Below are 21,393 nucleotides of genomic sequence, written 5' to 3'. Positions count from 1 at the left end.
GAAAAGCCAAAAGTAAAATTATAAAAACAATCTTCAATTCGGCGCTTTTCCCGAGTTTTTGCCAACGTGTTTGTGTAGGAAAAGTTGCGGTTTTGTTCGCGAGGATTTTCCACCGGAAAATCAGACGTGAGCAAAAAAGCAACTGCCTTTGGTAAAGCAATAAATTTAGCAATTTTTTTTACACGGTGTTGGCAAATGCGTGATTTTTTTCTTTCGTTCCGCATTTTTCTTAATTTTCTTATTTTTCATAATTCAAACCAGGAATTAGAATTTCACAAACTTGTTAAATTCAGAGTTTGAGTAAGAATTCCACCATTTTGTTTTCCGCATTTTAGTAAATTCCATAAACTTATTTAATTCAGGTTTTGAGTGAAAATTCCGCCATTTTGTTTTTCCGTATTTTGGTAAATTCCACAGACTTTCTAAATTCAAAGTTCGAGTAAGAATTCCGCCATTTTTGTTTTCCACATTTTGGTAAATTCTACTTTATTAAACTTCTCAAGGTTTTCAATTTTTACAAATTTTTATGAACGAGAAAGCATTTTTCATAAATTTTAACTTTCCTCATTTTCCAAATTTTCGTTTTGTAAAGAGAGGAAAAGCTAAAAGTAAAATTATAAAAACAATCTTCATTTCGGCGCTTTTCCCGAGTTTTTGCCAACGTTGTTGTATATGGTTTGTTGCGTGGTTTAATCACCTAATTTAGTAAATAAAAACCGAATAGAAAATCCGCGAGGATTTTCGTAAGTAGGCAAGAAGCCAGCAATAAATTATATACGGTGTTACCAACTGGCTTTTATATTTTATGTTCATATCCGATTTCGTTTAAATCAGATTTCAATTGTTCAAAATCCTCTAATTCTGGATTTAATTCGAGAACCAATTCTTTTGTTATTATAACTCCTTTATAAATCTTTTCTACAAGTTCCAATTTGAGTTCGTTTTTCTCAAAATTTTCCTCGTAATATTCTTCCGCCCATTTTTTGTAAGTCAAAGGTTTTCCGTCTAATAATTGTAGTAAATCATTAGAGCCATCTTTGTATTCGTCTTTTGGTAAATCGACTTCTCCTATTTTCCAATTATTATCTGATTCAGTTTGCCAAATACAAAAAGTTGTTCCAATACTTTTTACAGGTTCTCCGAATATAAAGTCATTAAATACTTTTGGTAAATTATCGACAACTCCGTTTGGAATTATTTGAGTTAATTCCGTTTTGACATCTTTTTTTGAACCAAATAGTTTTTCCTTAAAGGATTTTTTTTCTTCTATCGGAATGTTTGTCCAGCCATTCATTTCGCTTTCGTGAGCAAATCCGTTAATACAAGTTCCGTTTTTGCTAAAAACCATTAACATTTGGTCTCCTTGTCCGTTTCTCATTTCGCAAAACTCTTCTGTTTCACTCCAATCTTTTTGATAAGAATAATATCTGTATTCCCATTCAGGACAAATAATTGCTTCCAAAGCAGAAATGGATTTACAAATCTTTTGTAATTCATTCGGATTTGGCAGAAGGTTTAGGTTTTCAGACGAAAGTTTGTTCATTAGCAGGATTTTTGTTCAGCTTGTTGGTAACGTGTTGGTGTATGAAAAGTTGCGGTTTTGTTCGCGAGGATTTTCCACCGGAAAATCAGATGTGAGCAAAAAAGCAACTGCTTTTGGTGAAGCAATAAATTTAGCAATTTTTTTTACACGGTGTTGCAAAATCGTTGTTTTTTTGTTTCCATAACTTCGTTTTATTTATTTTTCCAATTTTTCAGAATTCAACTTTTAAGAGATTTTTCCGCCAAGTTTTTAATTCAGAGTTTGAGTAAATTCCGCAAATCATATTTTCCGCATTTTGCTCAATTCCGCAAACTTGATAAATTCAGGTTTTGAGTAAGAATTCCACCAATTTTATTTTCAGAATTTGAGTAAATTCAAACATTTTTAAATTCCAAATTTTACTTAAAATTCTCAAAATTTTCCGATTGATAAAGTGTTCAAAATTTCTCGTTTTTTTTTAACTTTAAAAGTAAAAAACTCAAAAATATGTATTCTAATTTTTTCGGTTTGAGTGATTTCCGCAAACTTGCTCGACAATGTTTTGCAACTCGTTATATAAAAACAAATATATTGTTTTATGGTTAAATATCTCGGGATAATAAAACATTTCCATTGTCTTTATCAACCTTGTTTAATTTCTGAATAGCAATATCTAATGGGTTTTGAATTTCCATTAAATCTTTACGCCTTATATGTGTATAAATCATAGTGGTTTCTGGTTTTGCATGCCCTAAAAGAGATTGTATGTATCGTATGTCTACTCCGTTTTCTAGTAAATGTGTGGCATAACTATGCCTTAAAGTATGTGGTGTAACAGTTTTTCTGATCCTTGCTTTTGCACAACTTCTTCTTAAAAACTGACGCACACTTTCTGAACTGTATTTTCCGCCTTTTTGCCCTTCAACAAAAAAGGTTTTGGGCTTGTAAGCATAATAATAGGTAGATAATAATGGCAAAAAACTATCTGCCAAACTTATATAACGGTCTTTTCGTCCTTTTCCGTTTTTTACAACGAGCTGTTTTCTTTGAATATGAAAATCTTTTAACTCTAAATTAATTAATTCGCCAATTCTTAATCCGCAAGAATAAAGTAAGGCCAAAATAGCTCTGTGTTTTATGTTTTGCGTGCATCTTATAATTTCTAACACTTCTTCTTGAGACAAAATACTGGGTAGTTTTCTAGACTTTTTTGGTCGTTCTAATTGTAAATCATTAATTTGTGTATGCGGATAAAAAACAGTAAAAACTTTTAATGCACTTATAAATTGTCTTTGAGAACTTATGGAATAATTTCGTTCTATAAACACTTTTTCAATAAAAAGCTCAACATTTCTATTGGTTAATTTTTCTAAAGGCGTGTTGGTGTTAAAGTTTACAAAATCGGCCACAAAAAAAATGTAAGTTTGTATGGTACTTTCACTAAATCTTTTTCCTCTTAAATACAAGAAAAAAGTATTCAGAAGTTTTTTTTGATCTTCTGTTAAATTTCTTTTAAAAAGCTTTTTTTTGGATAGTTTACTAGCATCTACAGAGGTAATATTTTTAAAAGTCTTTAAAACTAAAGCTACGTTTTCTTCGGAATATTTTACATACCAAGAACGTAAAGTACGACTCCAAGTTGCACTAGGTATTTTTCTGATTAATTTAATTAAAGAATTGTTATAATGAAATTTAACCAGTAGTTGAGGCGCATTTCTATGATTTTTTTGTTCTAATAAAATGGTAGGTAATGCATTCATTCTTTTTAATTAGCACTTAAATTTAATGAAAATTATACAAATAATCTATTATTTTATAGTTTTATCGTTCTTAAAACCAATTTGTTGGAAAATATCTGTTGGCGAATCTTTCAAAATTATTTTTTGTTAAACTTGTATTTGTGTAGTGAATTTGAATATTTATAGCTTTGCTGGGTTCACAACTTTTGTAAATATAATTTATTGCATGCTTTTTGGTGCAATGTCTGGGGCTGAAGTTGCGGCAACTTCCGCTATTGGCGGTTTTACATTTCCGTTGATGAAAAAACACTAATATGATAGCTTGTTGTTGTAATCGGTGGTTATGTAGTTGGCATTTTTACAGCAAGAGGAGCATCCGCTATTGCGGTAATTTTTACCTTAATTTTAGGTTTTGTGTAAAATAAAATTATGGTAATTGATGTTTTTTTACAATTTTACCCAAGAAGGGACAAACTCAAAATTAAAAAAAAGATTGGCTAAAATAGAATTAACTAAAAAAGAAGTAATGTTATTTTCAGCTTGTATTTTGTAGAAATTATGTAAAATGTACCCTTAAAAAGAATGGGTGCAACATTTTATTTAGGAATATTATAAAATTATAAGAAGAATTTATTGAATGAAATAGGGGAGATGCAGTTGTATATTTTATTTTCAATACATAAAAAAAAGACTGCCTTTTAAGACAGTCTCTTTTAATTATTATTTAAGAACTAGTATAAATTCTAGTTTTTATAATATGTTTATTATTGAATAATTACTTTCTTAGTTACTTTACCTTCGGTAGTTTCTATGTCTACAACATACACACTTCCTTTGGTTAATGAACTAGTAGTAATTGCATGAGAATTTTTATCAGAAAAACTATCTTTTACAATTACTCTTCCTAATAAATCATACATAGTAACAGTTGTTTTACCTAAAGATAAGCCTTTAATTTCTACGCTAGTATTAGCACTAAAAATAGATACTTTAGATGCAATTGTTGTTTCTGTAGCTAACACAGAGGTAGACGTATGTAAAAAGAAACGTCCTGTTCCGTTTGCATTAATAACTGCAGAATATGTAGTTCCGTCATCTACTCTTGTCATGGTAGCTAATTCTTTATCTTCTAAGAAAAGCATATAACCTGCTGGTAACGCTTCATGTGTAAAGCTGAATTCTACTGTTGAATTTATAGCTGCATTTATACCTAAAGACACAACCATAGTTTCATAGTCTTTATTAGGCAATGACTGTGTATTAAAATTATTATCTGCATAAGAACCATCTAATAATTTAGAATAGATATCAAAATCATAATCTGTAAAAACTAAATAATCATCGTTGTCCATTCCTTTAGCACCATTTTCATGAAAGTAAACATTGGCTTTACCAAGTAAACTACCACTTGAAATACTCATTGCAATTCTTGTAATCTCACTAGATGTACTTCTACTTAAAGTACCACCTGATTGAATACTTTGTAAATCTTCAGAAATAGTAGCAGTACCACCAGCATCTGTTTTAATTAAGAAACCTTGACCTGGTATTATGTATTTGTCTGCTGATGCATCTCCTATAGATAAATATTTACCTGTTACTAAATCAAAAAGAAAAATATTTTTTGCACCTGCTGCTAAAATACCATCATTTGCTGTTACAAAGTTAGGAGTACCAACATTCACATCCATATAAGAAGGATAAGGATTTCCTAAACTTCTATAACCGTTTGATACACCTTTAGCTAAAACAGTTGTAGTAGCATCTCCATCATTATTAGTACCTGTAAAAGTTGCAAATCCTGCAGTATTTCTTTTAAAAGTATATCCAACATTTTCAGCAAAATCACCAGCTGCAGCAATAGTAGCGGTTGTGAAGTAAACCCAAGCATCTGCAATTGGAGAGTAAGGTCCTAAAGCATATTTAGTTCCACCATCTCCTGTAGTAATATCATTAGCTGCATTGGTTGCAAAACCATTTAAACTTTGGTCTGTAACCATAGAAGAAATAATATGCCATTGATTGTCTACATATCTGTTATATGTAATTTGACCTGTATACGCTTTACCAATAAAAACACCAGATTCTGTAGCGTTAGAGTTTATTGTTAAAACCTCACCAGCTCCAAGAGTTAATGTTGCAGATGGGTCTACAGTTAAAGAAGCACCAGCTGCAATTGTTAATTTATTAGCGTTAATAGTACCTGATGGTATTGTTACATTAGCTCCCGTTGCTATAACTATGTTTTCACATGCTGTTGGTACACTAGCTGGAGCCCAAGCTGCTGCTGTACCCCAATTATTTGTACCTGAAACAGCAGTCTTTGTTGCTGCTCCTGAAACTGTTGGTGCAGTTGGTACTGTTCCATTAAAAAATGTTAAAGAATTCCAACCTTGAACCTCAACAACTTTACCGTCAATAGTTAAATATATTTTTTTTCCAGCTGCTAAATCTACAGAACCTGCAGTTAGTGCTGCTGCATCTATAGTTGTATATATAGTACCTCCGTAAGTTTCTAATTTAGAAACTAAACCAGCTTCTATAGAAAGTTCAAAAGTATCTTCATCACCACCAGTTATTTTTTGACCATTTACAAAGGTTGTGCCTGTACCAATAGATAATTTACCATCAAAACCTGATAAAATTACATCTCCATCAATTGCAGTGCCATCTATAATAGCGCTCATAAAAGAAGGGGAGTTTTTACCTGCATTTAAAGATATATCCTCAGTTACCGAACCACCAACAATTACTGCTGTAGCACTAGCGTCATCACCAGTAGTACCTGTAATACTTTTGGCAGTTGAAGTATTATAAATATTAAGTGTAAATGCTAAATCTGATTCAACTTTTGTATCACCAGTATTGGTAGAACCAATAATTACTACATCTGCAGTAGTTTCAGCAGAATCAACTTCAATATTATCTACAGTCTGTGCATTATCTATATTAAGAGATACAGCTCCTTTAGATTTAACTTTTATTTCTGGGCTTTCTCCGGCTGCATTTGTTATGTCTATAAGTGTAACGTTTACCACACCAGTAGCATCCCCTTTACCAAATTTATATTTATCACCATCGTTAAGTTCGCTTCCGATAACAAAAAAGTCCCAATCTCCGGTAACTTTAACTTCATCAATTTCCGTTAATGTACCTCCTGTTAATACAACGGTTCCAGAACCAGTATCAGGTACAATAATTTTTTCTTCATCTGCTGGTACTAATTTAGAACAACCATTTGCTAGGTTTACATCTGTTGCAAAATAAAATGCAGTTGTGGCTGCTTTTGTAAATTCTTTGTTGGTAGATGTTGTTGTCTTAGAAATCTTCTTATTTGAAGTTTCGTTTGCATTACCTATTAATCCCATGGAAAAACATGTGATTAGTGATAATGTTAATTTTGAAAATAAATTTGTTTTCATAGATATTGGTTTTAAATGTAATTATACATAAGTTAATAATTTCTTTTATTCGTACTTAATTTTAAGACACTTCTTTTTTTTGTAAGTCACTCATTTTGTGTAAATGAATGTGGCAAATATATTATTTTTATTTCTTAATAATTATAAAAAATATAATTAAAATTATATACACCTGTATATCAGGTGGTTAGATGTGTATTTTTTTTTGAAAACAAAAATAGTCGCTTTTTAAGATTATATTAGGTAAAACATTACTTTTAAAATGGGTTTTTAACGGGTGCGTTTCATTTTAATTTGTAAAATATTGTAATTTATTTGTAAATGATATCTCTGAAGAAAAGTTGAATTCAAAAAAAAGTTTTCACAAGACATCAAGATACACTTTATTAAATGTGCTGTGAATGACACATAATACAAAATGGAAAATTTTTGTTTTTTTTTACTTTAGAAACTTATGTTGACAGCCTACAGGTAAATGAGATTACTTTGAAGTATTGTAGGTGTTTCTATTAAAAAGGAAAAACCCATACATAAATTTACAGGTTTTTTTTAAAATATATATTTTACAAGAAAGTGCTGCTTTAAAGAATTATACTTTACGTTTTTTGTTACTATGAATGAGCTAAGTTGTTCCTGTAATAAAAGCTGCATACTTACTTATCTTTTAATATCATTATACTATGGGAGTTTTATTTTTTGATAATTTAAGGCATAAAAAAAGACTGCCTAAAAAAGGCAGTCTTTAATTATGATCATTTTTAAACTAGTGATTGCTAGTTTTTATCATAGTTACTGAATAATTACTTTCTTAGTTACTTTACCATCGGTAGTTTCTATGTCTACAATATACACACTTCCTTTGTTTAATGAACTAGTAGCAATTACATGAGAATTTTTATCAGAAAAACTATCTTTTACAATTATTCTTCCTAATAAATCATACATAGTAACAGTTGTTTTACCTAAAGATAAGCCATTAATTTGAACGCTGTTATTAGCACTAAAAATAGCTACTTTAGATGCAATTGTTGTTTCTGTAGCTAACACAGATGTAGACGTATGTAAAAAGAAACGTCCTGTTCCGTTTGCATTAATAACTGCAGAATATGTAGTTCCATCATCTACTCTTGTCATGGTAGCTAATTCTTTATCTTCTAAGAAAAGCATATAACCTGCTGGTAACGCTTCATGTGTAAAGCTGAATTCTACTGTTGAATTTATAGCTGCATTTATACCTAAAGACACAACCATAGTTTCATAGTCTTTATTAGGCAATGACTGTGTATTAAAATTATTATCTGCATAAGAACCATCTAATAATTTAGAATAGATATCAAAATCATAATCTGTAAAAACTAAATAATCATCGTTGTCCATTCCTTTAGCACCATTTTCATGAAAGTAAACATTGGCTTTACCAAGTAAACTACCACTTGAAATACTCATTGCAATTCTTGTAATCTCACTAGATGTACTTCTACTTAAAGTACCACCTGATTGAATACTTTGTAAATCTTCAGAAATAGTAGCAGTACCACCAGCATCTGTTTTAATTAAGAAACCTTGACCTGGTATTATGTATTTGTCTGCTGATGCATCTCCTATAGATAAATATTTACCTGTTACTAAATCAAAAAGAAAAATATTTTTTGCACCTGCTGCTAAAATACCATCATTTGCTGTTACAAAGTTAGGAGTACCAACATTCACATCCATATAAGAAGGATAAGGATTTCCTAAACTTCTATAACCGTTTGATACACCTTTAGCTAAAACAGTTGTAGTAGCATCTCCATCATTATTAGTACCTGTAAAAGTTGCAAATCCTGCAGTATTTCTTTTAAAAGTATATCCAACATTTTCAGCAAAATCACCAGCTGCAGCAATAGTAGCGGTTGTGAAGTAAACCCAAGCATCTGCAATTGGAGAGTAAGGTCCTAAAGCATATTTAGTTCCACCATCTCCTGTAGTAATATCATTAGCTGCATTGGTTGCAAAACCATTTAAACTTTGGTCTGTAACCATAGAAGAAATAATATGCCATTGATTGTCTACATATCTGTTATATGTAATTTGACCTGTATACCCTTTACCAATAAAAACACCAGATTCTGTTCCACTAGAGTTTATAGTTAAAACCTCACCAGCTGCAAGATTTAATGATGCAGAAGGGTCTATAGTTAAAGAAGCACCTGCTTCAACTGTTAATTTATTTGCGTTAATAGTTCCAGAAGGTATTGTAATGTTAGCACTAGTTGCTATAATTACATCTTCACAAGCAGTAGGTAAACTAGCTGGAGACCAAGCCGCAGCGGTACCCCAATTATTTGTTCCTGCAACAGCTGTTTTTATTGGACCGGTAGCTACGGAAGGTATTGTTGGTGTTGTTGGTACTGTTCCGTTAAAGAATGTTAAAGAATGGAAGTCCTTAACTTCTATTACATCTCCATCTATGGTTAAATATATTTTATCTCCATCTGCTAAGTCTGCAGAAGCCGCAGAAAGTGCAGCAGCATTAATAGTGTTATAAGTAGTACCACCGTACGTTTCTATTTTAGATACTAAACCAGCTTCTATAGAAAGTTCAAATGTATCTTTATCACCACCAGTTATTTTTTGACCATCTTTAAAAGTTGTGCCTGCTCCAAGAGATAATTTACCGTCATTCCCTTTTAATGTAATGTCTTTGCCAATACTAGTGTTAGCTATAATAACATCTGCAAAAGAATTTGTAGCATCTTTTACTTCTATCTCAATAGTTTCGTCTATAGTTGCATCTTTAATGATAATATCTGCTCTTTTACCGTCTTCTTCTGATTTAGCAGTTATTTTTTTAGCTGTTGTACCATCAATATAAAGATATACATCATCTTCCTTAGATTTAAGATTTATTTCGTCAGTCAAAACACCTCCTACAATCACTGTACTAACTTTGTCATCATTTTCAACTTTAACATTTTTAGAGTTAGTATTGCTCATGAAAAACTGTAAATCACCATTTTCCGGTTTAATTTCTAAATTATCTGTGATTGTAGAATTTAAAATTACAGTATTACCTGAATTTCCTTCACCTCCAATTTTAAGTTCTTTCAATGAAGAGCCGTTCATGTTGAAGTTCCAACCACCTTTACTTTTAAGTTCTAATTTTTTCTCACTAGTAACATCGTTTAAGGTAACATTACCAGTACCGTCACCTTCAATTTTAATATCTTTTTCTAAGGTAAGATCAGATAAATAAAGGTTATGTGTTTTACCTGAATCAGGTTTTGCGTCCTTCAATTCACCTAGTGTACCACCATCAAAAAGAGCAGTAACATTTTCATCTTTAGGGAATGTGTATTTGTCGTCTTCATCTATGTTGGTGTATTTAGAACAACCTGCGGGTACATCATAATCTGTACCGGCAAAATAAAAGGCAGTTGTGGCTGCTTTTACAAATTCACTTTTAGATGATGTTGTACTAATTGTAGCGCCTTCTTCTGTTGGCGTGTGCTTTTCTAAAGCGTGTATGTTACCCACTAAGCCAAGTGATAAACACAGGGCTAAGGATAACGATAATTTTGAATGTAATTGCTTTTTCATTTTGTTACTTTTAAATTAATAATTCATTAAAATTTCCTTTTCAGGTTGGGGTTTGTTGTGAAATAGGACTTTTAGGGAAAGTCATCGGTCTTTTTCTTTTATTCTTTACTTATTTTTTTAAAATTAATCCGTTGTTAAAATTTTTTTTAAGGCATGTAATCACCATACCATATTATTACGTTTGGGGGAGTTATTTTTTTACAATTTTTTGTTACTGTCTGATTCTTTATAGGCAGGTTATCGTCATGCCAAAGTGCTTTTTGAGGGGAGCACAAATCATTTTTATTATAAAACTACTATTGTTTAATTTTCATTTTAATGTTATGATTCCAGATTTACGACACAGAACTTTTAGGGAAAGTCATCGGTCTTTTTCTTTTATTCTTTACTTATTTTTTTAAAATTAATCCGTTGTTAAAATTTTTTTTAAGGCATGTAATCACCATACCATATTATTACGTGTGGGGGAGTTATTTTTTTTACAATTTTCTTGTTACTGTCTGATTCTTTATAGGCAGGTTATCATCATGCCAAAGTGCTTTACGAGGGGTGCACAAATCATTTTTATTATAAAACTACTATTGTTTAAATTTGTTTTTTTTATTATTAATTCTGTTCTATGACACGGATTTAATTAAAAGTCACAATTTTCATTTAAAAAATACATTTGATTAAAATTTGTTTTAATTTTCTTTTGTACTATGCAGGGGAGTGCAGATTTAATAATTTAAAATATTTGATTTTTAAAGAGGGTAAATCAAAATACTTTGTAAGGGGGAGTACTTTTTTGATATTAAATCTATTAGCAAATATATGATTTTTTTTGTGTTTTTATAGAAATTTGATTGCAATTTACTAAAAAAATATAAAAAACTGTAAATGAGCTTGCTATATGCTGTGTTTTTTGTTGGTAGTGTCGTACGAAATCATAAATTCTAATTCTTATAAATAATATATGAGGTATTTTTAACTAAAACAGCATGTTTTTATGAGTTGGTGTCTGTTATTTACAATTATTTTTAGAAAATTGTCTGTTTAAAAAAAGGAAGGTTTAGTTAGAAATTAGTACTAGTTTCTTTTGATGTTTTTATATAATCAGAATTGATAAAATAAATGCATAATTACCTGTTGTATGTTTTGATAAAATGCTGTCAGTTCAAGTGAGTTTTACGATTGAAATGAATAAAATTTGTATCGGGAACCTGTCTGCCGACAGGCAGGTAAGAATTTTAGCTTTTAAAAAGTTCTCGATACATTTTTTCGTACCTCAACATCACTCGTACTGAAAGTTTTGGATATTTTTAGTTTAAAATGCACAACAGGTATGTAATTGTACTCAATCTTTTTAAATTTCAGTTGGTCGCATTAATTACTTTAGATGTATTGCTTTGTTGTTTTTCAAAATAGCGTTTCACTAATAAAACTATAATTATATAGAAGACAAATAAAAAGGTTTTCTTAATTTACTATCTTTGCATGCATAAAAAATTAAAATAAATGAAATTACTAGAAAATAAAACGGCAATTGTTACAGGTGCTACAAGAGGAATTGGTCGTGGAATTGCTGTAGAATTTGCAAAACAAGGCGCTAATGTTGCGTTTACGTATAGTTCTTCGGTTGAAGCTGCAAATGAATTAGAAAAGGAATTAAAAACATTTGGAGTTTTAGCAAAAGGATATCAATCTAATGCAGCAAATTTTGACGCAGCACAGCAATTGGCAACTGACGTTTTAAAAGAATTTGGTACTATTGATATTTTAGTGAATAATGCAGGTATTACTAAAGATAATTTATTAATGCGTATTTCTGAAGCCGATTTTGACACCGTTATAGAGGTGAATTTAAAATCTGTATTTAATTTAACCAAAGCAGTTATTCGTCCGATGATGAAACAAAGAGCAGGTTCTATTATAAATATGAGTTCTGTGGTTGGTTTAAAAGGAAATGCAGGACAAACTAATTATGCGGCGTCTAAAGCGGGTATTGTTGGGTTTTCTAAATCTGTGGCTTTAGAATTAGGATCTAGAAATGTACGTAGCAATGTAATTGCACCTGGTTTTATAGAAACTGAAATGACCGATAAATTAGATGAAAAAGTAGTACAAGGTTGGCGAGAAGGAATTCCTTTAAAAAGAGGAGGAACGCCAGAAGATATCGCAAATGCTTGTGTGTTTTTAGCTTCGGATATGAGTTCTTATATTACAGGACAAACACTTTCTGTTGATGGAGGTATGTTAACTTAAATGAGTATTAAGTATTAAGTATCAAGTATTAAGTATCAAGTATTAAGAAATTAGTTTTTAAACTTTAAACCTTAGTCTTTAGTTCTTAGTCTTGTAAAAAAATTAAAATTAAAAACCTGTTGCAATTTAACGTTTCAGGTTTTTTGTTTTAGAATAGTTATGTATATCTTTCGCATTCAATAAAAAACATTGCAAACAACCACTATTTTATATCTTATTTTGGCCTTGTTACTGAGTTTTTCAGTAGCTTTTTTTCAATATTATTACAAAACAAAAAACAACTCTAAAGTGTCTATTTTATTGTTTGTTTTAAAATCATTGTCGCTGTTTTTGTTGTTGTTATTGTTTATAAACCCCACAATACATAAAACTGAATTACAAAATACAAAACCAGTGTTGGCCGTTTTGGTTGATAATTCTAAGTCCATTCCGTTTTTTAACGAAGAACAACAGCTGCGCGATTTTATTTCTAAAATTAAGATTGATAAAGAGTTGTCAGAGAAGTTTGATCTTAAGGAGTTTAGATTTGGTAAAAAATTAACGAGTTTAGATAGTCTTTCTTTTGCCGATAATGAAACCAATATTTCAGAAGCCATCAATAGCATTCATAAACTATATAAAAACACTATTGCTCCTGTACTTTTACTAACAGATGGCAATCAAACCATTGGTGCAGATTATGAATTTATCAATGCTAAACAAGTTGTGTATCCTATTGCTTTTGGTGATACTACTCAGTATAAAGATTTAAAAATAAGTCAGCTAAACGTAAATAAATACAGTTATATAAAAAACAAATTTCCTGTTGAAGTTTTATTGAATTATGAAGGAAAAGAAAAGGTACGTACACAATTTTCTATTCTTAAAAATGGAAAAACTGTTTTTACTAAAAGTGTACAATTTTCTTCCACAGAAAGGTCTAAAACAATAAATACTAATTTTACTTCAAGCACAGAAGGTTTGCAATTTTACAAGGCAATTCTTAAAGAAGTTGATGGTGAAAAAAATATTAAAAATAACACTAAAAGTTTCTCTGTAGAAGTAATAGATGAACAAACAAAAGTGTTGATTTTAGCAAGTGTTTTGCATCCTGATTTAGGCGCGATAAAAAAATCAATAGAAAGTAAACAACGAAAAGTAGATGTTTTTTTGGTTGATAATTTTAAAAAACAATTAACTGATTATCAATTGGTTATTTTGTGTCAACCAACCAATAACTTTAATAAAGTTTTTGAAGTAATAAAGACTCAAAATAGTCATTATTTTTTAATTTCTGGAACCAATACAGATTGGAATTTTATAAATACGAAAGCATTAGGATTTGCTAAAAAAGCCATCAGAAATTCAGAGAATTATGGAGCTATTTTTAATAGGTCTTTTTTAACTTTTTTACAAAAAGATATTGGCTTTCATCAGTTTCCGCCATTGCAAGATCAGTTTGGTGAAGTGGTGGTTTCTAAGGAGTCGCAAACATTGTTGTATCAACAGATAAACGGATTAGAAACAACACAGCCATTGTTGGCTACATTTGAACAGGATGATCAGAAATCTGGAGTGTTATTTGGTGCAGGAATTTGGAAATGGAGAGCTGCCAGTTATTTAAATACCAATTCTTTTCAAGAGTTTGATGAATTTATAGGCAATTTGGTGCAATATTTGGCATCAAATAAAAAAAGAAATCGATTAGAAGTACACGCAGAAAATTTGTACCCAGCTAATTCTACCATTAAAATAGCCGCTTTTTATACCGATAAAAATTACAAGTTTGATGCCAGAGCTTCTCTTGAAATTACCATCACAAATACGAAAACAAAGAAAGTAAGTAAATTGCCATTTTCTTTACTAAATAATTCTTATCAATCTGAAATAGAGAACCTTGATTCTGGAGATTATACGTATAAAGTTGCTGTGATTGGGCAGGATATACATGCTTTTGGAAAATTTAAAATCACAGAATATCAAATAGAAGAACAGTTTACAAATGCCAATACAGCAAAACTCTTAAAATTAGCAAATAGGTCCGGAGGGAAGTTGTATTTTAAAGACGAATTTGAAAAAGTAAAGAAAGTACTTTTAGAAAATAAGTTGTTTTATACAAGTCAGAAATCTACTATAAAAGAACAGGAATTGATAGATTGGAAATGGATTTTATTTGCGGTAATTTCTTTATTGTCAATAGAATGGTTTGTTAGAAAATATTATGGAAAAATTTAAATCAATAGAAAATTAAGATGAGATTTCACACCAGAAAATGGGTAAAACCAGAAGATTTAAATCCGAATGGAACTTTATTTGGAGGAAGACTTTTACAGTTAATAGACGAAGAGTTGGCTATTTATGCAATTATTCAATTAGAAATATCTAGAACGGTAACCAAATACATGTCTGAAATAGATTTTGTAAGCTCTGCAAAGCAAGGAGATATTATAGAAATAGGTATTAATGTTGTTAGTTTTGGAAACTCTTCTATTACGCTAAAATGTAGTGTTAGAAATAAATTAACAAGAAAAACAATTATAGATATTGATAAAATTGTGATGGTTTCTTTGGATGAAAACGGCAAGCCTAAAAAGCATGGTAAAACAAAAATTGAATATGTAAAAGACAGATTAGAAGATAAATAGATTCTTTTAGAAACTATTTATTGCTTTAAAGATATTGGTAGAAAACATTAGACTTAAAAATAAGGCGTTTTAACACTGTTTTTCACCATAATTGAAGCATTGTTTAAAGGAGCGCAAAACATGGCTTAAAATAAATACCAGCAACTTGTATTAGCAAGGTTTAAAGGAAGTTCATCTTCCTTATTGAAGTTGGGTATTTATAGAAAATTGTAACTATATAGATTGTAAGTAACAAAGTTATATTGTAAATTTACATGAATTTAAAAACAAATAAAAATGGCAAATAATCCAGTTGATATTAGGTTTCCAAAAGGAGGTTTATTTTTTATCATCATAGCAGTATTGGTAATTATAATTTTTTCTAAATCTACCGTAACTATTGGTCCAGGAGAAGGCGGAGTAATTTTTGAAACTTTAGGAGATGGTATAAATACAGAAAAAACCTACGGAGAAGGATTTCAAATTGTAGCACCTTGGAATAGAATGATTGTAAGAAAAGTACGTCAGCAAGCTATTTCTACTGAAATGAATGTGCTTTCTGTAAACGGGTTAGAAGTAAAAGTAAACGGTACCATTTGGTATGAACCAGAGTTTTCTAACTTAGGAAAACTAATAAAGACTAAAGGAGAAGATTATGAACGCGAATTGTTAGATCCGGCAATTAATGCAGCAGCAAGAAGTGTGGTTGGGCGTTATACACCAGAGCAATTATATTCTAGTAAAAGAGATGTTATTGAACAAGAAATTTTAGATGAAATTCAGATTGTTTTAAAAGAACAATTTTTAATGGTAAAAAGAGTTTTGGTAGAAGATGTAAAATTACCAACTACTATTAGAACGGCCATTGAAACCAAGTTAAAACAAGAGCAAGAGTCTTTAGAATATGAGTTTAGATTGGCAAAGGCTAAAAAAGAAGCAGAAAGACAAAAGATAGATGCTGAAGGAAAAGCAGTTGCGAATAAAATTTTAAGTGCTTCTTTAACTGATAAAATTTTACAAGAAAAAGGTATTCAAGCTACTATAGAGTTGTCTAAATCTGCAAACAGTAAAGTGGTAGTAATTGGTTCTGGAAAATCTGGAATGCCTATTATTTTAGGTAACCAATAATTAAAACTTATACATTTCTTTAATCTTAAGGAAATTTAAACAATAATCTCTAGGCAAGCCTCGAAATACGATTGTTTACAACTAAAAAAAATCTAGCTTTGGCTAGATTTTTTTATGCACATAGGTTTCTTAAAGTTCTGTTAAACTCGTTTTACTATGTAACTACAATACCTTTTTACCGTCTAACATTATATAAAGTTCAACTACAAATACATTACAAACATGTTTTAGTTCTTGATTAGTTAGTTTAATAGTTGATTTTAGGGTCAGAAGCATTGCTTTTGGCCCTATTTTTATGGAGTATTATTGCTTTTAATTATTTTTAGAAATTTCTTAACCCATTGGGTTTGTACAGAAAGTATGCAACCTTTTATATAGAGGTAGCTGCTATAATAAATATTGAAAATAGCAATGGTAAAAGGCCTTTTAGAGAATACTAAATATATTAAAAAACAATTGGCAGCTCAAAAGCCTAGCAACTACTTTTATCAATTAAAATGAATTAATTTTTTTCAGGAATTTTATTACGCTCAATTTTTCCTTTTTTAAGCGCTTTGTAGTTTTCGTAACAGTCTAAAACGGCTTCAATCATTTGTAAATCTGAGGCTTTTTTAATAAAATATTCAGAATAATTACAGTCAGAAAGTAATTCAGAAAGTTCTTGTCTGTCCATTTCTAAATATTCCATCATTACTTCTCTATCAAATTTACCCGCTAACATTTTACGTAAATCGTCTTCACCTTTTAGTTTTTGAAGCTTTTTAAGTTGATTAGGTTTGTTTCCGAGAAGATTGTATAAAAAATCTACAGGTTGAAATAAAGCGGCAAGAGGAGAAGAGAAGCTTTTTCCTTTTGGTTTACCAACTTCATAAGTTTGTGGCAATCCGTTAATTTTTATTCGCGTAAATCTATCTTTAGGTACTTGTTTTACGTCAATTTCTAAAACTCCAATTAATTTGGTAGAATTAATTACAACTTCTCTAACTTCTTCTGGCTTTTCATACAAAGCAATTAATAATTCATTTCCTTTTAATAAATCATTTGTTACTTTTAATTTAATAGAAGAATATCCTAAATAAGACACCAAAATAGTATCATTTACTCTGGTAGGTAATTCAAAAAAACCATCTTCATTGGTAATTGTTCCAACTACAGTGTTTAAATTTAAAATATGTGCAGCACTTAAAGTTTGTGTACTTTCTGCTTTTATAATTTGTCCTTTTAATTTTTTAACACGAAGGGTATCGTTCTGAGAAAACGTGCTTAAAGAAGCTAAAAAGCACAATATGTATAATAATCTTTGCATCTTGCAATATTAGTAATAATTGCTTTTAGAAAGGTTAAATTTTTGTGAAGAAGTTTAAATTATTGATAAAAAAAATTACAATGTAGTACTCTTTTTTATTGAAGGTCTAAAAAAGCAATTCATACATACTTTGAATACATTTTGTGAAATTCAATATTGAGTTTCTAAATAAACGAGAAGGCAAATTTATAAGACAAATAAGTAACCAAAAATTCAATGATTACAAAAAACTAGTTAGTAAAACTGCTGGTGTTACAAATGTAGTTGAAGGTAGAAAAATGAAAATATTTCATAGAAAAATTGTTGGTACGCATTTTAGCCCCCAATAAGTTTGGATTGATGTTTTAAATTTCAAAATTATATTTTGAAAAATAAAATATTTGGTATTATCTTTGTAATCGTAATAATTAAATAATGCGTATTGTAACCTATAAACGAATTCAAGAATTTTCAACAAAACACGCAGATGCAGAAATGCCATTAAATGTTTGGTATCATACTACAAGTGCTAAAACCTGGAGAAATTTTACAGATATTAAACAAACTTTCAATCGTGTGGATTATGTGGGTAACAATAGATATGTGTTTAACATAAAAGGTAATGATTATAGAATTATTGTTATTATCTCTTTTAATGCTCAAAAAATCTATATCCGATTTATTGGCACACACGCAGAATATGATAAAATTAACAATATTAAAAACATTTAGTTATGATACAAACGGAACAACAATACAAAGCCATTTTAGAGCGTGTAGAGGAGCTTTTACAAGATCCTAACAACATAGAGAATCAAAACGCTAAAGGTTATTTAGAGCTCAATATTTTATCTGATTTGGTTGCAGATTATGAAGAACAAAATTACCCAGTTACAAAGCCATTATTAACAGAAGTTGTAAAAATGCGTATGGCAGAATTAGGGTTAAACCAAAAAAATCTTTCAGAACTTTTAGGAGTTAGTACTTCAAGAGTTAGTGAGTATTTAACTGGTAAAAGTGAACCTACTTTAAAAGTTGCAAGAGAAATAAGTAAAAAATTAAGTATAGAGCCATCTATTGTTTTAGGAGTTTAATGCTTTCGTAATATTTATAAATACTGGAAGTGTACTATTTTATTTGTACTTTTTTGTATTACTCTGAAAGATATAAAACACTATAATAAATTCCACAATTTTTGGACTTGATCCCTTGATACTATTCAATAAAGTTTAAAGTGCGCACGAGAATAGTCAAACCTTTAATTTTGATTAATTTTGATATGTTAATAACATCAATGTTTAAGGCTTATAAAGAAATATTTTGTAAAAATTTAACTTTAATTAATTTAAAAGTATTTAGATATATTAGCATATAAAGGGGTAAAAATGGGGGTAATTTGTTATATTTGGTAAAAATTATTAAATTATTTTTATGGCTTCAATTAATTATAGATTAAAGACTAATAGTGAATGGAATAGCATCTATATTAGGTTTAAGCAGGGTGGTTTTGATAGTGAGGTTTCTACTGGTTTAAAAGTACCAAAAAATAGATGGAGCAAATCAAAACAAGAAGTTTTAGGGACTATAAAAGTTAATAGTGTAAAACTTAACATTAAACTTAAAGAACTTAAAAATTATATCTTTAAAGAGTTTGAAGAGGCTAAAACTGAAGGAACAATAATAAGTACTAAATGGTTAAGAGAAAAAATAGCTGCCTTTTTAAATACAGAAACCAATAACACTGATATTGATGAAAAAATATTCTTTGTAAATTTTATTGATTTATATATTAAAAAATCGCACACAAGAAAAACTAAAAAAAATACTCCTGTCGCTAAACGAACAATACAACATTACGAAACCACTAAACGAAAAGTACAATCATTAGAAAATAAAATTAATAAGAGATTAAAGTTAACTGATATAGATTTAGATTTTCACTCCGCTTTTTTAATTCATTTAAGGGATGACCAACACTTAAAGGATAGTACTATAGGAGGTTATATTGATGATGTTAGGTCTTTTTGTAGAAATGCGGATAATAAAGGTATTAAAGTTTCAAATGATTTTAAATTAAGCGAATTCTTTTCCCCAGGTTATGAGACAAATGATATTTATTTAACTACTAAGGAAATTAATAAGATTTATGAAACAAAAATTGAAAATAAAAAATTAGATAATGCTAAGGATTGGTTAATAATAGGATTGTATACTGGATTAAGAGTTTCTGATTTAACAAAGTTGACAAAAAAAGATAGAGATGAAGAATTTATTTACAAGAAAACCCATAAAACAAAATTTCCAGTTATAATACCAATACATAAACACGTAAAAGAAACTTTAGAAAAAAGAAATAATAACTTCCCTAAAAGTTTAAGTGACCAAAAATTTAACGATTATATTAAAGATGTCTGCAAATTAGCAGGCATTACAGAAATAGTTGAAGGAGCTAAAATGTGTCCGATGGAAATAGAGGAAAACGGAAAAAAGAAAATAATACATAGAAAAAAAGATGGAAAATTTCCTAAATACGAATTAGTAACAAGCCACACATGTAGAAGATCATTCGCCTCCAATTTATATGGTAAGTTAGAAACATTAACAATAATGAACATAACAGGTCATAAAACTGAATCTCAATTTTTAGACTATATAAAAATTACCCCAAAAGAATATGCTGTTAAGTTGAAAGGTTATTGGGAAAAACATAAGGATTTGTTTGACTAAACTTATCAAAAGTTAATGTTAAAAAAAAAATAGTAATTTATAAATTTAATAATTCGTTAAAACTTATTTCAAATATTTTTGCAAATTTAATTACTGTAGATAATTTAGGTTCTTGAAGTCCTTTTTCATATTTCCTTACATTTTCTCTATCTATATTCAAAGCTGCACCTACATCCATTTGGCTCATTTTTCTTTCGATACGTAATTCTTTAATTTTTTTACCGAAATTTATTACAACTATAGGAATCGGTGTTTTACGTTTTCTTGGCATTTAGCAAAGTTGTAAAATTACAGTAGTTTGTAAGGGATTGTATGTTAGGGGTTGTATGCTCGTATTTTATTTTTATATTTGATAAAATTTAAAAATAATATTTATGAAAAAAATAATCGCTTTTACATTACTGTCAACTTTACTTGCTTGTGGTTCTGTTAATAGAACTGTTTTTGGTACAACTGAAAAAAATCTTATTAAAACTGTTGCTATTGAGCAAAACTGCTCAAAAGAAAAAATTAAGATTGTTGATAGCATAAAAGGTTTACACGGTGCAACCTATTCTTTAGACGCTTGTGGAAAGCGTATTGTTTATAAACAAGTTGGTTCTGTTTTTATGGAATCTTCAAAGGCAGACAAAATGATTAAAGAGTTTTCTAATTAATTACACTAATTTACGGAAAGCCGTAAGGTTTTTAATTTCAAAACAAGTTAATTTGTAATTAAACCTAAGTTATGAAAAAAAATATACTTCTTTTTTGCTTCGCTTTATTATTTTTAAATTGCTCATCTTCAGATGATAACTTACGAAATTCCAGCTCTATAAATCCTCCTAGTTGGATTCAGGGTACTTGGCTAATAGAAGGAGTAACTACAAACTCTGGTTTTAGATTTTCAAATAATGATTTCTGCTTGGTTATATTAACTGGTCAAAGTTGCTTTAAGGAACAATTAAATCAACTGAATAATTCAGGAGCAACAACAAAAGTAAATGAAATGACTGCAAATAATAGTTATAGCATTGATATAACTTTAAGTAGCCAAATTGTAACTTATGAGTTTAAACAAATTTCAGCTACTCAAATAGAATGGATTAACGACCCTTTAGGTGATTTGGCTGAAACTATTTACAAAAAACAATAAAACCAA

Annotated in this window: 17 protein-coding genes; 10 read left to right on the top strand and 7 right to left on the bottom strand. The window is 29.5% G+C overall.

From position 1 onward, the window contains the following. From ACSHW5_RS15030 to ACSHW5_RS15020, 3 genes are all read right to left on the bottom strand, one after another. On the bottom strand, positions 1 to 224 hold a 224-nt coding region (locus ACSHW5_RS15030), incomplete at its 3' end, for a hypothetical protein (RefSeq protein WP_435676968.1). A gap of 572 nt (positions 225 to 796) precedes the next feature. Continuing rightward, entirely contained in the window at positions 797 to 1,543 is a 747-nt protein-coding gene (locus ACSHW5_RS15025) for a hypothetical protein (RefSeq protein ID WP_435676967.1), read from the bottom strand. A gap of 581 nt (positions 1,544 to 2,124) precedes the next feature. Continuing rightward, positions 2,125 to 3,282 (bottom strand): tyrosine-type recombinase/integrase, encoded by a 1,158-nt coding sequence (locus ACSHW5_RS15020; RefSeq protein ID WP_435676966.1) that lies wholly within the window; start codon positions 3,280 to 3,282, stop codon positions 2,125 to 2,127. Positions 3,283 to 3,427: 145 nt separating this feature from the next. Here ACSHW5_RS15020 and ACSHW5_RS15015 point away from each other — a divergent pair, with 145 nt between their 5' ends. Then, the gene (locus tag ACSHW5_RS15015; protein ID WP_435676965.1) at positions 3,428 to 3,574 is read left to right on the top strand and encodes a TRAP transporter large permease subunit; all 147 of its coding nucleotides are present in this window, start codon (positions 3,428 to 3,430) and stop codon (positions 3,572 to 3,574) included. 451 nt (positions 3,575 to 4,025) lie between these two features. Here ACSHW5_RS15015 and ACSHW5_RS15010 read toward each other — a convergent pair whose 3' ends face one another. Together ACSHW5_RS15010 and ACSHW5_RS15005 are read right to left on the bottom strand one after the other, a co-directional pair. Continuing rightward, the gene (locus tag ACSHW5_RS15010) at positions 4,026 to 6,683 is read right to left on the bottom strand and encodes a T9SS type A sorting domain-containing protein (protein WP_435676964.1); all 2,658 of its coding nucleotides are present in this window, start codon (positions 6,681 to 6,683) and stop codon (positions 4,026 to 4,028) included. 789 nt (positions 6,684 to 7,472) lie between these two features. Further along, positions 7,473 to 10,265 (bottom strand): T9SS type A sorting domain-containing protein, encoded by a 2,793-nt coding sequence (locus ACSHW5_RS15005; RefSeq protein ID WP_435676963.1) that lies wholly within the window; start codon positions 10,263 to 10,265, stop codon positions 7,473 to 7,475. A 1,497-nt stretch (positions 10,266 to 11,762) separates the two neighbouring features. Between ACSHW5_RS15005 and fabG the strand changes: the two genes are divergently transcribed. The 4 genes from fabG (at position 11,763) to ACSHW5_RS14985 (ending at position 16,240) form a co-directional block, all read left to right on the top strand. Then, on the top strand, positions 11,763 to 12,509 hold the full coding sequence (gene fabG / locus ACSHW5_RS15000) for a 3-oxoacyl-[acyl-carrier-protein] reductase (protein ID WP_435676962.1): 747 nt from the start codon (positions 11,763 to 11,765) through the stop codon (positions 12,507 to 12,509). A 189-nt stretch (positions 12,510 to 12,698) separates the two neighbouring features. Further along, positions 12,699 to 14,723, top strand: coding sequence for a VWA domain-containing protein (locus ACSHW5_RS14995; RefSeq protein ID WP_435676961.1), 2,025 nt, complete (start codon positions 12,699 to 12,701; stop codon positions 14,721 to 14,723). A 17-nt stretch (positions 14,724 to 14,740) separates the two neighbouring features. Beyond that, positions 14,741 to 15,133: an acyl-CoA thioesterase gene (locus ACSHW5_RS14990; protein WP_435676960.1), complete on the top strand. Its 393-nt coding sequence runs from the start codon at positions 14,741 to 14,743 to the stop codon at positions 15,131 to 15,133. Between the two features lie 276 nt (positions 15,134 to 15,409). Continuing rightward, the gene (locus ACSHW5_RS14985; RefSeq protein ID WP_435676959.1) at positions 15,410 to 16,240 is read left to right on the top strand and encodes a prohibitin family protein; all 831 of its coding nucleotides are present in this window, start codon (positions 15,410 to 15,412) and stop codon (positions 16,238 to 16,240) included. Positions 16,241 to 16,742: 502 nt separating this feature from the next. Here the strand turns inward: ACSHW5_RS14985 and ACSHW5_RS14980 are convergent. Beyond that, positions 16,743 to 17,546 carry a carboxypeptidase-like regulatory domain-containing protein gene (locus tag ACSHW5_RS14980; protein WP_435676958.1) on the bottom strand — a complete coding sequence of 268 codons (804 nt, stop codon included), beginning with the start codon at positions 17,544 to 17,546 and terminating at the stop codon, positions 16,743 to 16,745. Positions 17,547 to 17,960: 414 nt separating this feature from the next. Between ACSHW5_RS14980 and ACSHW5_RS14975 the strand changes: the two genes are divergently transcribed. The 3 genes from ACSHW5_RS14975 (at position 17,961) to ACSHW5_RS14965 (ending at position 20,252) form a co-directional block, all read left to right on the top strand. Further along, positions 17,961 to 18,257, top strand: coding sequence for a type II toxin-antitoxin system HigB family toxin (locus ACSHW5_RS14975; protein ID WP_435676957.1), 297 nt, complete (start codon positions 17,961 to 17,963; stop codon positions 18,255 to 18,257). Positions 18,258 to 18,259: 2 nt separating this feature from the next. Next, the gene (locus ACSHW5_RS14970) at positions 18,260 to 18,619 is read left to right on the top strand and encodes a helix-turn-helix domain-containing protein (protein ID WP_435676956.1); all 360 of its coding nucleotides are present in this window, start codon (positions 18,260 to 18,262) and stop codon (positions 18,617 to 18,619) included. 337 nt (positions 18,620 to 18,956) lie between these two features. Beyond that, entirely contained in the window at positions 18,957 to 20,252 is a 1,296-nt protein-coding gene (locus tag ACSHW5_RS14965; protein WP_435676955.1) for a phage integrase SAM-like domain-containing protein, read from the top strand. Positions 20,253 to 20,289: 37 nt separating this feature from the next. On the opposite strand, the gene ACSHW5_RS14960 is transcribed toward ACSHW5_RS14965, so the two are convergent. After that, a complete protein-coding gene (locus ACSHW5_RS14960; protein ID WP_435676954.1) occupies positions 20,290 to 20,523 on the bottom strand; it encodes a helix-turn-helix domain-containing protein in 234 nt (77 codons plus the stop codon). A 103-nt stretch (positions 20,524 to 20,626) separates the two neighbouring features. Between ACSHW5_RS14960 and ACSHW5_RS14955 the strand changes: the two genes are divergently transcribed. Beyond that, positions 20,627 to 20,908, top strand: coding sequence for a hypothetical protein (locus ACSHW5_RS14955; protein WP_435676953.1), 282 nt, complete (start codon positions 20,627 to 20,629; stop codon positions 20,906 to 20,908). Positions 20,909 to 20,979: 71 nt separating this feature from the next. Then, complete coding sequence (locus ACSHW5_RS14950) at positions 20,980 to 21,387, top strand: hypothetical protein (RefSeq protein ID WP_435676952.1); 408 nt, start codon at positions 20,980 to 20,982, stop codon at positions 21,385 to 21,387. The last annotated feature ends 6 nt before the right edge of the window (positions 21,388 to 21,393 follow it).

Origin of the sequence: Polaribacter sp., assembly GCF_051251875.1 — a bacterium.
Classification (GTDB): domain Bacteria; phylum Bacteroidota; class Bacteroidia; order Flavobacteriales; family Flavobacteriaceae; genus Polaribacter.
This window is presented reverse-complemented; position numbering and strand designations above follow the sequence as displayed.

What these genes read in the sequence shown, in the direction of transcription:
- ACSHW5_RS14970 (WP_435676956.1), top strand. Translation starts at nt 18,260, where the DNA reads ATGATACAAACGGAACAACAATACAAAGCCATTTTAGAGCGTGTAGAG.
- ACSHW5_RS14955 (WP_435676953.1), top strand. Translation starts at nt 20,627, where the DNA reads ATGAAAAAAATAATCGCTTTTACATTACTGTCAACTTTACTTGCTTGT.
- ACSHW5_RS15005 (WP_435676963.1), bottom strand. Translation starts at nt 10,265, where the DNA reads ATGAAAAAGCAATTACATTCAAAATTATCGTTATCCTTAGCCCTGTGT.
- ACSHW5_RS15010 (WP_435676964.1), bottom strand. Translation starts at nt 6,683, where the DNA reads ATGAAAACAAATTTATTTTCAAAATTAACATTATCACTAATCACATGT.
- fabG (WP_435676962.1), top strand. Translation starts at nt 11,763, where the DNA reads ATGAAATTACTAGAAAATAAAACGGCAATTGTTACAGGTGCTACAAGA.
- ACSHW5_RS14960 (WP_435676954.1), bottom strand. Translation starts at nt 20,523, where the DNA reads ATGCCAAGAAAACGTAAAACACCGATTCCTATAGTTGTAATAAATTTC.
- ACSHW5_RS14965 (WP_435676955.1), top strand. Translation starts at nt 18,957, where the DNA reads ATGGCTTCAATTAATTATAGATTAAAGACTAATAGTGAATGGAATAGC.
- ACSHW5_RS15020 (WP_435676966.1), bottom strand. Translation starts at nt 3,282, where the DNA reads ATGAATGCATTACCTACCATTTTATTAGAACAAAAAAATCATAGAAAT.
- ACSHW5_RS14990 (WP_435676960.1), top strand. Translation starts at nt 14,741, where the DNA reads ATGAGATTTCACACCAGAAAATGGGTAAAACCAGAAGATTTAAATCCG.
- ACSHW5_RS14985 (WP_435676959.1), top strand. Translation starts at nt 15,410, where the DNA reads ATGGCAAATAATCCAGTTGATATTAGGTTTCCAAAAGGAGGTTTATTT.
- ACSHW5_RS14950 (WP_435676952.1), top strand. Translation starts at nt 20,980, where the DNA reads ATGAAAAAAAATATACTTCTTTTTTGCTTCGCTTTATTATTTTTAAAT.
- ACSHW5_RS15025 (WP_435676967.1), bottom strand. Translation starts at nt 1,543, where the DNA reads ATGAACAAACTTTCGTCTGAAAACCTAAACCTTCTGCCAAATCCGAAT.
- ACSHW5_RS14975 (WP_435676957.1), top strand. Translation starts at nt 17,961, where the DNA reads ATGCGTATTGTAACCTATAAACGAATTCAAGAATTTTCAACAAAACAC.
- ACSHW5_RS14980 (WP_435676958.1), bottom strand. Translation starts at nt 17,546, where the DNA reads ATGCAAAGATTATTATACATATTGTGCTTTTTAGCTTCTTTAAGCACG.